The following is a 13,178-nucleotide window of genomic DNA, read 5'->3' as shown; positions in this document are numbered from 1 at the left end:
CGCGCGATTTCGTGTTTCAGGTAGGCGAAACGGCGCAAAGCGAACGAAACTACGCAATATAATGCGCCGTATCGCTCACTTTGCGCCGTAACAACCTCAGTCTTCGCGCTTTCGCAATTCCCCGCGACGCAGTTTTCCACTTGGTGTCTTTGGAAGTGCATCCACAAAGTGGACCTTGCGTGGGTACGCGTGAGCGGAATACCCCTCCTTGACCAGTAGCTTGAGCTCTTCAGCTAACTCAGGGGTGGCCTCCACGCCTTCCCGTAGCACCACGTACGCTTCTGCGAGTTCACCTCGGACGCCGTCCCGGTCTGGCTTACCCACAACCCCAACATCGACCACGTCAGGGTGTGTGATGAGCACGGACTCAACGTCGAACGGCCCAATGCGGTAACCGGCCATGAGGATCACGTCGTCATCGCGACCTTCGAAGAAGAAGCTACCGTCTTCATCCTTGTACCCGGCGTCAGCAGTGAGATACCACTTACCGTCTTCGCTGAAACGCTCAGCCGATTTCTGCGGGTCGTCCTGGTAACCCGTGAACCACAAGAGTGGGCTGTTGGGCACGTTGATGACGATCTGACCGTCCAGAATGTCTGCCTCGTACCCGGCGATCGGCTTACCCATTGACCCGGGCTTGAGCTCTTCACGCACGTCGTCGTTCCACTGGTTGCAGATCACCATGCCCAGTTCAGTTTGGCCGTACTGGTCATAGACTTCCGTGCCCAGTTTTTCTTTAGCCCAGTCGATCACGTCGACCGTGAGTGGCTCTCCTGCTGAAGATGCGCGACGCAACGTGAACCCGGGTTCCAGCCCAGACTTGGAAAGCGTGCGGTACACGGTGGGTGCGGAGGCGTAGTTGGTCACGCCTTGTTCGCGCATGAGCTGCAGAGTCGAGTCGGCTGTGAACTTGTCTTGTTGCATGAGGTTGGGTAGCCCGATGGCCAGCGGTCCCAACACTCCGTAGTACAGGCCGTACGCCCAGCCTGGGTCGGCCGCGTTCCAGAACACGTCTTCGGGACGGACGTCCAGGGAGTAGTGCATGTAGCAGTGAAAGCTGGCCAGCGCGCGCACTGGGACTGCAACCCCTTTGGGGTTGCCGGTGGTGCCCGAGGTGAACAACTGCACCAGCGTGCCGTCGCCTCCCAGCGCAACCGAGTCCTCAAGCGGTTCAGGTTCGGTTTGCATGCGGTCGTAGTCTTCACCAATCGTGATGACGTTGAGCCAGTCCAGTGGCTTTACCTTGTCTTCTTGCGACGGTTCGGTGATGACAAGCTTGGCCTTTGCGCCTTCCATGCGCACCTTGATCGCGCCGGTGGCAAACGCTGTGAACAATGGGACGTACACGGCACCCAGTCGTGTGAGTGCTAGTAGCGTGACGGGCATGTCGGGGCATTTGGTGAGCAGAACACCCACACGGTCACCCTTCTCAACGCCCTGTTGCTTAAGCGCGGTGGCAAGGCGCTTGGACCTGTCAGACAGCTCACCGTACGTCAGTTTGGACACCGTTCCGTCGTGAGCGATGAAGGTGAACGCGGTGGCCTGCGGGTCGTGGCGGTCACACAGTAGATACGAAGCATTTGCGTCTGGTGTGTCGTAGGTTTCGAGCCATTCTTGAACGAGCTGATCTGATTTCACCCGTGCCTCCTGGGTTAAGGGTTTCCCTGTTGTTTTCACCATAGCGCTGGGAATTTTTCCGCCTGCGCGCAGGGTAACCTAAACCACATTTTGGGGTGCCACTAACTCGTGAGCTTCCGCGCTTTCGCCTAGCCCAGGTAGCCGTGGACAAACTGCATGATGCGTGTGAAAGCTTGGTCTCGAACGCTCTCTTCAGACAGGTACACGTCGTGCATGGCGCCTGGAACGCGGTCCACAACAACAGTGTCGGCAAGGTCGAGGGCCCTCCTGGCCAGGATCTCTACGTCGAGCACAATGTCCGCGTGAGCCATCTGTGGGGCGTAGTTCACCGATTGCATCGAGGTGCGCGACATCTGCACAAGCACTGGCACGTCCAGGTCGAGACCGCGTTCCACCCGCTTGTGCCCATCAAACACCGCCCGTAAGAACTGCGGATACACGGGGAACGACTCTGGGGGTTTGAGTCGAAGGTCAAACGGCGTATCCCCGTGGGCTTGCGCAACAGCCAACACGTAGTAGTTGGGTAGGGAAATGCGAAGCGGACTCACTGGGTTCCGGGCCGCCATGAGTGGTCCCAGCAGTTTGCGGACGCTCGCGGTGTATTGGAACTCCAACCACGGCGAGTTCAGCACCAGACCAGCCACTCGCCCAGGGTTGTCGTTGGCCCACAGTGCGGCGGTGAGGCCTCCGGTTGAGTGGGCGTTGAGCACTACGTTGCAGTGGGGGTGAAGACCAGTGATCACGTCGAGGCAGGAGGAGATTTCTTCATCATAAGCGCCGAGGTCGTCAATGAGTCCCGGGGTCCGTTCAGGATCGGAGAGGTCCAGGTTCCTGCCGTAGTTGCGCAGATCCACGGCGTAGAAATGGGCGCCCATGTGAGCCCAAAACCGGGCTAAGTCACGGTGGTAGAAGTAGTCGGACCACCCGTGAATGTAGAGGACGGCAGTGTTGGCCAGTTCCACTTCCGGGACGCCGTCCCGGTGGGGGACACCTCGGGAGGGGTGGTTATCAACCCGGGGCAGGTACCTCACCAGGGTTGCCCGTTCCCCGCAGGGCAGTTCCAGAGGCAGGGATTCGAACCCCGGGCCAAGAATGTCTGGAAGCCACTGCGATTGCGTAGGTGGTTTGGGGTTCATGTCCCTATTGTGCCAGGTGAAAAACTGGTACGGCACAGGTCTGGGAACGTACTTGCCACGGTGTTTACTATGGTCGTATGGAGTTTCGAGTACGGTCAGCGGTCGCTGACACCCCCGCGTATGTTCCCGGCAAGCCTGCTGCTCCCGTGGCTGGACAGAAGGCGTACAAACTGTCGTCCAATGAACACTTCATGAACCCGCTTCCCGCTGTTGTCGAAGCGGCCGCGAAGTCCTTGGAAACCATGAACCTCTATGGCGACCCGGGTGTTTTCGACCTCACTGAAGAGATGGCGCAACACCTGAGTGTGGAAACGAACCAGCTGGTCTTTGGGGCCGGTGCTTCTGAGATCTTGGCAGCGTTGGTGCACATCACTGCAGAACCCGGTACCGAGGTGGTTTTCCCGTGGCCGTCGTTCGAAATGTATGTGCCGCTCACGTTGCTCGAAGGGGCTACCACGGTCAAGGTGCCCTTGCGTGAGGACTTGGGGCACGATCTTGATGCGATGGCCGAAGCCATCAATGACCGCACCCGTCTGGTGATCCTGTGCAGTCCCAACAACCCCACCGGTGGGCCGGTGGGGCGTGAAGAATTTGAAGAGTTCATGGCGAAGGTTCCTCACGACGTGCTGGTGGTGTTGGACCAGGCGTACTTCGAATACATGGTCGAAGGTGGATTCGACGGCGTTGACGCTCTGCCGTCGCACCCGAACCTGGTAGTAGTGCGCACATTCTCGAAGGCACACGGCATGGCGGGCTTGCGCGTGGGATGGGCGGTTGCTCACCCCGATGTCATCAGCGCTATGCGCACCGCAATCATGCCGTTTAGTGTGTCACGCGTTGCGCAGGCCGCCGCTTCTGCGTCCTTGCGGTTGGCATCCGATGTGGATGTGCGGGCAAAAGAAATTGCCCGCATCCGTGACGATATGCAGGCACGGTTACGTGAAATCGGTGTCCCAGTAGCGGACTCCCAGGGTGGTTTCTTGTGGCTCCCGCTGGAAGACAAAGCGGAAGAGTTTGAACGCGCATGCCGTGACGTGGGCGTGGCCGTTCGTCAGCTCACCGGGGGAGTACGTGTGAGCATCGGCGAAGAAGAAGCGATGGACCGTGTCGCCCATGTCGCCAGCGAGCTGGTAGCCCGCGGGCACGCAAGCGGTGCAACGACCTCGGGCCAGGAATCATGAGTACCCCGGAACACATGAGCACCCCAGAACTCCCGGACTCGACCGGATTCCCAGACCTGACAGAACTCGCAACCCAGCTCAGCCCCAACGCGCTGGTCACGGATACTGACGTCATCGCAGCCCACTCCAGCGACCGTGCGCTGTTCTCACCCGTAGGGAATGCGCTCGCCTTGGTGCGTGCTACGTGTGTTGAAGATGTGCAGGCCACGGTGCGGTTTGCCGCCAAACACACGATCCCCATCATTCCGTCTGGGGCACGCACGGGGCTTTCGGGAGGCATCAACGCGCTCGACGGGTGCATTCTGTTAAGCGTTGCCAAAATGAACCGGATCCTGGAAGTGAACACCCTGGACGGCACCGTGACGGTGGAACCGGGCGTGATCAACCTGGATCTCAAGAAGCACTTGGCCGATTTCAACCTGTCGTATCCGCCGGACCCCGGTTCTGTGGCGATTTCCACGATTGGCGGAAACGTGGCCACCAACGCCGGCGGTATGTGCTGTGTGAAATACGGTGTGACCAGGGACTTTGTGCGTAGCCTCAAGGTGGTGACCGCAGACGGTGAAGTCACCACGGTAGGGCGGAACACGGCAAAAGGCGTCGCCGGTTTCGACCTGGCACAGCTGTTCATCGGTTCGGAAGGCACACTGGGCGTGATCGTAGAGGTCACTTTGCGAACCGTGCCCAAGCTGGCCGATCCGCTCACCTCTGTGGCGCTGTTTTCTGACCCCGTTCACGCCGCTCGCACGGTCACTGACTACCTGGGCAAGGGTGCCACCCCGTCGCTGTTGGAATACATGGACGGCGGCACCATTGAAGCAGTCAACGCGTACCAGAGTTTTGGGCTGCCCAGTGGGGCGGGTGCCATGCTGATTGTGCAGTCGGACGGTTCGGGTTCGATGACGCGCGCTCAGGAAGACCTGGAACTGTTCCAGCAGGTTGCCCAAGATAACGGGGCAACTGACGTGATGTATTCGGATGATCCGCGTGATTCGGAGTCCTTGGTTGCCGCGCGCCGGGCGGTTGCCCCGGCGAATGAAAAGTTGGCCCACTCCCGAGGTGGTGGCGAGCTGGTTGACGACGTGTGCGTACCACGGGGCCGCCTTGCTGAGTTCTTTGAGCGCCAAGCTCAGATCGCCCAGAAGTTCCCAGACATTCTGGTGATCGCATGTGGTCACGCCGGTGACGGAAACATGCACCCCAACGTCATTTTTGATGCGGGCGACCCGGTTTCTACCCAACACGCAAAAGAAGCGTTTGGCATGATCATGCAGGCTGGTTTGGATTTGGGCGGAACCATCACCGGCGAACACGGTGTAGGGGTTCTGAAAGCCGAGTGGTTGGCACGCGAGCTGTCGCCGTCAGCGCAAAAGATGCACGTGGCGATCAAACAGGCACTGGACCCGCAAGGGATCTTCAGCCCTGGGAAGATGCTGTCGCACTTGAAGTAGTTGGTGAGTCTGTTTAGGTCGTGGTGTCAGTAGTGACTTCACGCCTGTTCAGCTTCGTGCGCTTCTTTTTCGAGCGCGCGTTTGGCGGCTCGGCGGACAGCCGGCCACAGGGCGGATGCCCAAGCCACGTACCCACGTTCGGACGGGTGGAAGATGTCGCCACCCGTGTACAGCAGATAGCGCCACAGGCCTAGTTCGTGCGTGGTGGCAAACAGGTCCGCCAGTTCCAAGTTGTTTACACGTGCCTCACGTTCGATGATCGCGTTGGCGGCACGCACCTTCGGCTCAAGCCACGGCAGGCCAAAGCTGGGGATCGTGGACACGACTGTGCCGGCTGGAAGGCGCTTGTACAAACGAGTTGCTGTCCACTCGAAACCCTCAAGTGTGTACTTAGGGTCGATCAGGTCATTGGCCCCGATGACGCACATGGTGATGTCTGCTGGCGGCAAATCTTCCAGTAGGGGTAGCTGCTTTTCCATGAGAAGCCACGAGCTGGCCCCGGGCACTGAAATGTTGGTGACAGAAACCTTGCGTCCAGTTTCTTCTTCCAGCCGCTGTTTCAAAAGGCCCACATATGCGCGCTCCGGTTTGGAAGCGCCCACCCCGCTGGCTGCCGAATCGCCTAAGACGTTGACCGTCAAGGGCGGAAGCTCCTGCAAGGATTCGTCGAGTTCAAGTTGCGTTCGCGCCGACTCAGCCCAGAACTTAGGGAACAGTGCTGACTGGATACGCACGCGCACAACCGCAATTCCGTACCCAGCACCTAAGCCCAGAGTCACACCGCCCACTGCCGTGGCAGCCTTTAACCCAGCTTTGAGCCCAGCCTTCAGCGCAGCCTTCCCAGCACCCACGTCAGTCCGAGCCCTCTACTGAGCTACCGTCCACCTGGGATGTGCTGCCATCCACCTCGGGCTGGGTATCTGGCAAACCCCGGCGCCGCAACAACGGCCCTACACCCGGCTGCTCGCCAAAAAAGTCCATAATCGTTTCGCCCGGGTCAGCCGAATACCCGGGAGCCAAAACCGCGGTGCGGAATGCGTCACCCGCTTCAGGGTTGAGCCCGCCCTGGGAGTTAAACCATTCGGTGACATACGCGGCGAGCTTTTCCGACCACAAATACGAGTAGTAGCCAGCGGAGTACCCCAGCGCGAACGTGTGCTGGAAATATGGCGTGCGGTACCGAGGCGGCACCAACGGGTTGAAACCGGTGCCGGAGAGCACGTCGCGTTCGAAGTCGAGCACTGACTCCACCTGTTCGCCAGGCTCCAACGAGTGCCAGCTGAGGTCCAAAAGCGCGGCCGCGAGGTACTCCACCGTGGCGAAACCCTGCCCAAACGCCTGGGACTTCTTGATACGTTCAACGAGTTCGTCCGGGATCGGTTCACCCGTGTGCACGTGGACGGCGTAGTGGGGGAGCACCTGCGGGTGTAGCGCCCACATTTCGTTGAGCTGGGACGGGAACTCCACATAGTCCCTGGGTACCGAGGTACCTGAACGAGTTTCGTACGTCGAGTTAGCGAACAGCCCATGTAGCACGTGCCCGAATTCGTGGAACAGCGTGCGCACATTGTCCAGGCTGAGCAGGGCAGGTTCACCGTCTGCCGGTTTGGGAATGTTCATGGTCAGGCTGATAACTGGGCCCAAACCGGAAACCCGACCGGGGGACACCAACTGGTCCATCCACGCCCCGCCACGCTTTGACTCCCGCGCAAACGGATCAACGCAAATGACGCCCAGCGGCCGGTCGCCGTCGAACGCGCGGTACACAACCACCTCGGGGTGCCACGCGACCTCATCCGTGCGTTCAAAACGCACACCGTACAACTGGGTTGCAGCAAACAGCACGCCGTCGTTGAACACGTTCCACAGATCGAAGTACTCAGCGACCGAACCCAACTGGTACGTGTCTTGCTTGTAGCGCTTGAGGTAGTACGCGATGTCCTCAGCTTCCAGACGCTTTGGCTGGTACGTTGTGCGGATCGTGTCAAGTTCAGATTCGAGCTGTGCCAGTGCGGGTTCCAGCAAGTCCACCACTAGCGCAGTCGCGTTTTCGCCGTTGCCCGCGTCCTGCTGTGAAATCACATAGTCCTTGTACGACTTGTACCCCATGAGGCCAGCCAGGCCAGCGCGCAGAGCAGTGAGGTCGGAGACGATCCAGCGAGTATCGGTTTCGGTTCCGCGCGCACCTCGGTTGGTGGAGGCGTGGAACACGGCTGTGCGGGTTTCAGGGTCGTCCAAGTCCGAGGTGATGGGCTGTTGCGTAGTGGACTCCAGGGTGATGAGCGCGCCCGTGTGGCCGTCCTTGGTCAGGCCACGCTGAGCTGCGTGAGAGGTGACAGTGCTCAGTTGTGCGTCAGACAAGCCTGCAAGTGACAGTTCCGAGTCGTGCGGAATGTGCACGGCTGACTCTTGGGTTTCGGCCAGAACGAACTGGCCGAACTCTGTCTCCAGCGCAGAAATCTCTTCAGCGAACGCTGCCACGCGCTCTTGGTTGTCCTCAGTGAGGCGCGCACCCGCGTGGGCGAAGTCTGCGACCATGAGGTCGTGGTGGCGGGCGTCTTCCGGGTTCAGGGCCGCCGTGCTGACGCTTTCTAAACGCGCGAAGAGCTCAGCGTTGAGGAACACATCAAGTTCCGCGCGGGTGAGGATGGCGGCTGACTCTGTTGCCATCGCCTCCACAGCGTCAGACCACAAGCTGGATTCGTACAAGCGGATAAACGGTTGCAGGCGGAACACCAAGCTGCGGGCCGCATCAATCGCCAGCGTGGTGTTGTTGAAATCGGTGGGTTCAGGGTTGTCCAGGATCGCGGCAATCGACTGTTCTTGAAACGCGACGGCCCTGGCCAGCGCGTCCATGATGAGTTCAGGGGTGATGCGGTCAAAGGCCGGTAGTGTCAGGGGCTCCGGTTGGCTCACAAAGTCCCACAGATAGTTAGGTGATTCTGCTTCTGGGACGTGGCCGGGATGGAGGTCTTCGGAACCCAAAACTTTCTCCTGCACTGTCGAGGTCTATTGTGAAAAGGGTGAGCGAACATTTGGGTACTGGCGCAGGCGATCCGCGAACTCGACGAATCAAGATCGGAATCATGCTGGCCGGTCTCGCTACCTTTACACTGCTCTACAATACCCAAGCAATCTTGCCGGACCTCACACGCGACTACGGAATCACCCCGTCTGGGGCCGCGATGTCGGTGTCTATTGCAACCGCGGGCGTCGGGTTAGGGCTGCTTGTTGCAGTCCCTATCAGTGAACGGATCGGCCGAGGTCGTTTAATCCGCTGGTCTGTCATTATCGCTGGCGTGATGGCCACTGGGGTGGTTTTTATCTCCGACTGGAACCTGTTCTTGGTCGCCAGATTCGTGATGGGGTTCATTCTGGCGGGTTTGCCCGCTACTGCCACGGTGTACCTGCGTGAAGAGATCCACCCGTCGATCGTGTCATCCGTGATTGGGGTTCACATTTTTGGAAACACCCTGGGTGGATTGGGTGCCCGAATCATTCCGTCTACTGCCATTGAAGTGTTCGACTGGTTAGGGATCGAGGGGATCCTGGGGCTAGATAAGTCGCACTCCGCAATGTTCACTGCCTCACTTGTTGGACTGTTGGCGGGCCTGGGGTGCTTTTTCTTGTTGCCGCCGGCCCAAGGGTTCGTGCAACACCGCGACTCGTTTAGCGTTCTGGTGAAGAAGTTTGGGCGGGCGTTCACCGACCCCGTTCTGCTGGGCCTGTTCGTCGTGGGCTACTTAGGAGTGGGCTCATTCATTGGTGCGCTCAACGTGATGGGATTCCGCTTAGAAGGCGAACCGTTCTTCATGCCCATTGGGCTCGTAGGCCTCGTCTACTTTGTGTACCCGCTTGCCGGGTGGGCATCTGCGATAGCCGGCAAAATTGCCGACCGCACATCACTGCGAACAGTCATGGCGTTTGGTCCGCTGATCGGACTGGTGGGGGTTGCGCTCATGGTGATCCCCAACGTGGTGTGCATCGTCGCGGGCCTGGCGATTCTTGCAATCGGATTCTTTGTAGGACACTCCACCGCAGCGTCCTGGGTAGCAGGCCGAGCAATCCGGTCCGTAGGCGTCCCCGCACAAGCCGCATCCATTTACATGGTGTGCTTCTACCTGGGATCGTCCGTCACCGGCAACCTCACGCCCCTAGCCTGGTCACACACCGGCTGGACAGGCGTCACCGCAATCATCGGAAGCCAAATGGTTCTGCTACTGATCATTGCGCTCATCCTCAAACGCACACCAGTCGCACCCGCCCGCAACCAGACGGTAGAAACATAGCCAACTATGAACGACCTCGGCGGTTAGACACGAACATCACAGCGACGATGACTACGGCCGCGGTCGCGCCTAAGAGCAGGCCGGTAGGTGAAACGGTGAACCCGATCGCAACACACAACACCACGCCCAGAACCTGCAAAGCCTTGGGGTACATGCGGTGTTCACGGTCTTGGGTGAACGCGGCCAGGTTGGCGATCGCGTAGTAGAGCAGCACGCCTGTGGACGAGAAACCAACGGCTTTCGTCACATCCACAGAAAAGACCAGGATGATGGCCAGGACGCAGAACAGGATTTCAGCGCGGGCTGGGGTCGAGTGGCGCTCGCTCACGTGGGCAAAAAACGTGAAGTTGCGCGAATCCCTGGCCATCGCCAAACATGTGCGCCCCAAACCAGCCATGAGCCCCAACAAGGCGCCCAAGCACGCCAACGCCGCAACGACCTGGATAACCAGCTTCATCCACGACACCTGAACGGCGTCAAAAATTGGGGCCGTGGAGGTGGCGAGGGTTTCCTGATCCAACATGTGGGTCAGTGTGAACGTGATGACAACGTACACGATTAGCGTCAGCCCCAGTGCCCACATGATGGCTCGAGGAATTGTTCGGGAAGGGTTCGTCACCTCTTCACCCAACGTCGCTACACGGGCATAGCCAGCAAACGCAAAAAACATGATGCCCGCACCCTGCAAAATACCCAACGGAGCGGAAGGTAGGTAGGTAGCGGAAGGGGCGGCGACCTCGGCGGGGGTGTTCAACCACGACGTAGCCACGAACAGTGCAAGGCCAGCCAGTACGATCACCACAATGACCTTGGTGACCGTCGCCGTTTTAGACACACCCAAAATGTTGACGGTTGTGAGCATGACCAGCGCGAGGGCCGCGGTGAAGGACAGGACGAACGGGGGAGCGCCGGGCAGAGCGTAGTGCGCGAACGTCATCGCCATCGCGGCAGCCGAAGCAGTCTTACCCAACAGGAACGCCCACCCGGCAGTGAGCCCCCACGCCGGGCCCAGTTGCTCGCGCCCGTATGCGTACGTTCCACCCGCAACTGGGTACTGCGCGGCCAGCTGACCCGAAGACGTGGCGTTGCAGAAGGCGACCAGGGCGGCCAACCCCAGGGCCAAGTAGATGCCAGACCCCGCATGAGCAGTAGCTGGGGCGACCGCCACGAAAATGCCGGCGCCCAGCATAGAGCCCAGGCCTATCATGATCGCGTCACTCAAAGTGAGCGAACGCTTTAGAGAAGACATCATGTCTGTGTTGGTATCAGGCCAAGGCAAACAGAAAGTGTCTTGAAGATGGGGTTGTGGGGCTGCCTTTTCGTGCTACTTCTTGATCGAGCTCAGCTTCTGCCACTCTTCCCACGTGTACACCCAGTCCTTGATGTCACCAGAGTTAGTGGTCAGGGAAACGCTGGAACCGACCACTTCAACCGGGTCGCCAAAGAGTGCGGATTCGTAGTATTCGGTGGCGTTAGGCGTGGACAGGTTGACGCATCCGTGGGAAACGTTTGCGCGTCCCTGGGAGCCAACCGACCATGGGGCCGCGTGGATGAACTCACCGTTGTTGTGGATGCGAACCGCATGGGTGACGGGGGTGGAGTAGCCCCAACGTTCGGACTTCATGGTGTAGTTGCGGGACTTCGACATCACAATGTGCATCCCGTTGTACGACGGAGAACGTGCCGCACCCAGGGACGCTGGGAAGTCCATCACCTTTTTGCCTGAGCGTGTGACGGTAAGGCGGTGCTTTTTAGCGTCGGCCACAGCGATCTGTTCGCGGTCGATCTCGAAGTCCAGTGTCATGTCTTTTGCACCAAATGAGTTCTTGGAGAACGGAACGTCTTTCACTGGTGCGCTGACGTGAATCTTGGAGTGTTCGGGCCAGAATTCTTTTGGCCGGTAGTGGATGCGCGAGTGGCCGTCGTCATCTGGGAGCCATCCCCATGCGCCTTCGACTTTACGTGGCTTGTCGTCCTTGTCGGTGACTTCCACGGTCAGGCGGCTTTCGATTCCCGGGCGGTATTCCTTGGGGATCTTATGGGCGAAGTTGAAAATGATGGGGGCGCCCACGCCTACTTTCATGTCGTCGTCGAGCAGGGTGCGCATGCGTGCGCCGTCACCTTTAGGTTTAGCAGTTTCCACGGTTCCAGTGGATTCGTGGGTGTTGCCGTCAGGTGAAACGGTTGTGGCTTTCCACGTGTAAGACGATGACCCTGCGAGTGTGAAGTTAGACTCCCAGGAAGTGCCTTTGGGGTTGTTGTCGGCTGCGCCACCCTGTGCACCGTCCTCAGGGGCTTCGGTGGAGTCAGGGTCGGCAGATGGATCGTTGCTGGGGTCGTTTGTTGCCGAGGTGTCCTCGGCCTGCTCTGTTTCTTCAGTGTCGTTCTCTGAGTTGGACCCGAGGTTGCCACCGGCTTCTGCGCTGTCGTCAGCTTCGTCGGTGTCAGAGTCAGCGTCGCTTGAGTCGGTGCCATCTGTTGCTGTTGCTGAGGGATCAGCGGTCGCCGAGGTGGTTTCAAAAGTTCCAGCGTCGGCTGGGATTTCTTTGTGGTCGTCGTCGGTGAGCTCTACGGAGACGAATTCGCCTTTTTCGACGGATAGTTGCAGTTTTTCACCTGGCGTAGCTTCTGCAACGACGCTGACAACGGGTTCCGGGTCGGGTTCCTTTGCCTTAGAGCCGGGTCCGGGGTTGTTGTCACCGGAGGTGCCCGCTGAACATGCCGCAACGGCTAAGAGACTTAGGGCGATTGTCGACGAAGTGAGAAGACGACGGAACACGAGCTTGAACCTTCAGTAGAGCTGATGAAAATTCGACGGACCTTCGACATTGGAAAGGCCTGAGATTTAAGCATACAAGAGAAAACAAAGGACCCTTCGTGCACCCGCCAGAGCCTCCTTACCCTTGCTACCTTCCGGTCCTGGGGGGATTCGCAGGATAAACGCCGCACGAAGGGCCACAGATAGTGTAGCCGAGACTCGCACGATTAGTAAAAGTCGCGTGAGTCCGTTAAGCTACTCTGCGGAGGATTCGCCTAGCGGCCTATGGCGCACGCCTGGAACGCGTGTTGGGTTAACGCCCTCAGGGGTTCAAATCCCCTATCCTCCGCGGATAGCCCCGGTAGTTCGTTGAACTGCCGGGGTTTTTGCTTGCCCGTCCCGAGTGTTCGGGGGGTGTCCCTATGGTGTTTGTCAAGTCGCGGCCGGGGTGCGGGGTTCGTATAGGGTGCCTGTTTTTATCATCGCGTACATGACGTTTAGTCGGCGCCGGGCTAGGCACATGATCGCTGCGTTATGGCGCTTCCCCTCGGCTCTTTTCCGTTCGTAGTACGCCTTTGATATCGGGTCGTGGCAAGACGCGACCCATGCGGACCGAAATAACGCGTTCTTCAACTTCTTGTTCCCGGTACGGGCAGGGAACTCGCCTCGGATTGATGTCCCGGATCTTCGGGTTACTGGAGCGATTCCGGCATAGGCGGCCAGGT

The 13,178-nt window shown here is 59.2% G+C and carries 10 protein-coding genes, 1 tRNA gene and 1 other RNA gene; 4 read left to right on the top strand and 8 right to left on the bottom strand.

The features are described from left to right. Positions 1-96 precede the first annotated feature (96 nt). A complete protein-coding gene (locus QP868_RS11560) occupies positions 97-1,680 on the bottom strand; it encodes an AMP-binding protein (protein WP_284926716.1) in 1,584 nt (527 codons plus the stop codon). A gap of 86 nt (positions 1,681-1,766) precedes the next feature. After that, positions 1,767-2,774, bottom strand: a complete 1,008-nt coding sequence (locus QP868_RS11555; RefSeq protein ID WP_284926715.1) for an alpha/beta hydrolase — start codon at positions 2,772-2,774, stop codon at positions 1,767-1,769. A gap of 77 nt (positions 2,775-2,851) precedes the next feature. On the opposite strand from QP868_RS11555, the gene hisC reads away from it, so the two are divergent. Together hisC and QP868_RS11545 are read left to right on the top strand one after the other, a co-directional pair. Next, positions 2,852-3,955: a histidinol-phosphate transaminase gene (hisC, locus tag QP868_RS11550; protein ID WP_284926714.1), complete on the top strand. Its 1,104-nt coding sequence runs from the start codon at positions 2,852-2,854 to the stop codon at positions 3,953-3,955. A 14-nt stretch (positions 3,956-3,969) separates the two neighbouring features. Then, entirely contained in the window at positions 3,970-5,406 is a 1,437-nt protein-coding gene (locus QP868_RS11545; RefSeq protein ID WP_284926717.1) for an FAD-binding oxidoreductase, read from the top strand. A gap of 38 nt (positions 5,407-5,444) precedes the next feature. Here the strand turns inward: QP868_RS11545 and QP868_RS11540 are convergent, their stop codons facing one another. Together QP868_RS11540 and QP868_RS11535 are read right to left on the bottom strand one after the other, a co-directional pair. Then, positions 5,445-6,257: an SGNH/GDSL hydrolase family protein gene (locus QP868_RS11540; protein ID WP_284926713.1), complete on the bottom strand. Its 813-nt coding sequence runs from the start codon at positions 6,255-6,257 to the stop codon at positions 5,445-5,447. A 1-nt stretch (position 6,258) separates the two neighbouring features. Then, complete coding sequence (locus QP868_RS11535) at positions 6,259-8,406, bottom strand: M3 family metallopeptidase (RefSeq protein WP_284926712.1); 2,148 nt, start codon at positions 8,404-8,406, stop codon at positions 6,259-6,261. A gap of 23 nt (positions 8,407-8,429) precedes the next feature. Between QP868_RS11535 and QP868_RS11530 the strand changes: the two genes are divergently transcribed. Then, positions 8,430-9,695, top strand: a complete 1,266-nt coding sequence (locus QP868_RS11530; protein ID WP_284926711.1) for an MFS transporter — start codon at positions 8,430-8,432, stop codon at positions 9,693-9,695. A gap of 4 nt (positions 9,696-9,699) precedes the next feature. Here QP868_RS11530 and QP868_RS11525 read toward each other — a convergent pair whose 3' ends face one another. The 3 genes from QP868_RS11525 to ffs form a co-directional block, all read right to left on the bottom strand. Next, positions 9,700-10,947 (bottom strand): APC family permease, encoded by a 1,248-nt coding sequence (locus tag QP868_RS11525; RefSeq protein WP_284926710.1) that lies wholly within the window; start codon positions 10,945-10,947, stop codon positions 9,700-9,702. A 72-nt stretch (positions 10,948-11,019) separates the two neighbouring features. Further along, a complete protein-coding gene (locus QP868_RS11520; RefSeq protein WP_284926709.1) occupies positions 11,020-12,474 on the bottom strand; it encodes an Ig-like domain-containing protein in 1,455 nt (484 codons plus the stop codon). 84 nt (positions 12,475-12,558) lie between these two features. Next, positions 12,559-12,655: signal recognition particle sRNA small type (gene ffs / locus QP868_RS11515), an RNA gene on the bottom strand. Positions 12,656-12,717: 62 nt separating this feature from the next. On the opposite strand from ffs, the gene QP868_RS11510 reads away from it, so the two are divergent. Beyond that, positions 12,718-12,802, top strand: a tRNA-Ser gene (locus tag QP868_RS11510). A gap of 83 nt (positions 12,803-12,885) precedes the next feature. Here QP868_RS11510 and QP868_RS11505 read toward each other — a convergent pair. Next, positions 12,886-13,178: transposase (locus QP868_RS11505; protein ID WP_284926708.1), on the bottom strand; the 293-nt coding region annotated here is incomplete at its 5' end.

It is taken from the genome of Brevibacterium sp. UMB1308A, from assembly GCF_030230605.1.
In the GTDB taxonomy this organism is placed as follows: Bacteria; Actinomycetota; Actinomycetes; order Actinomycetales; family Brevibacteriaceae; genus Brevibacterium.
The sequence above is the reverse complement of the archived record's forward strand: the minus strand, read 5'-3'. Positions and strand labels throughout refer to the sequence as shown.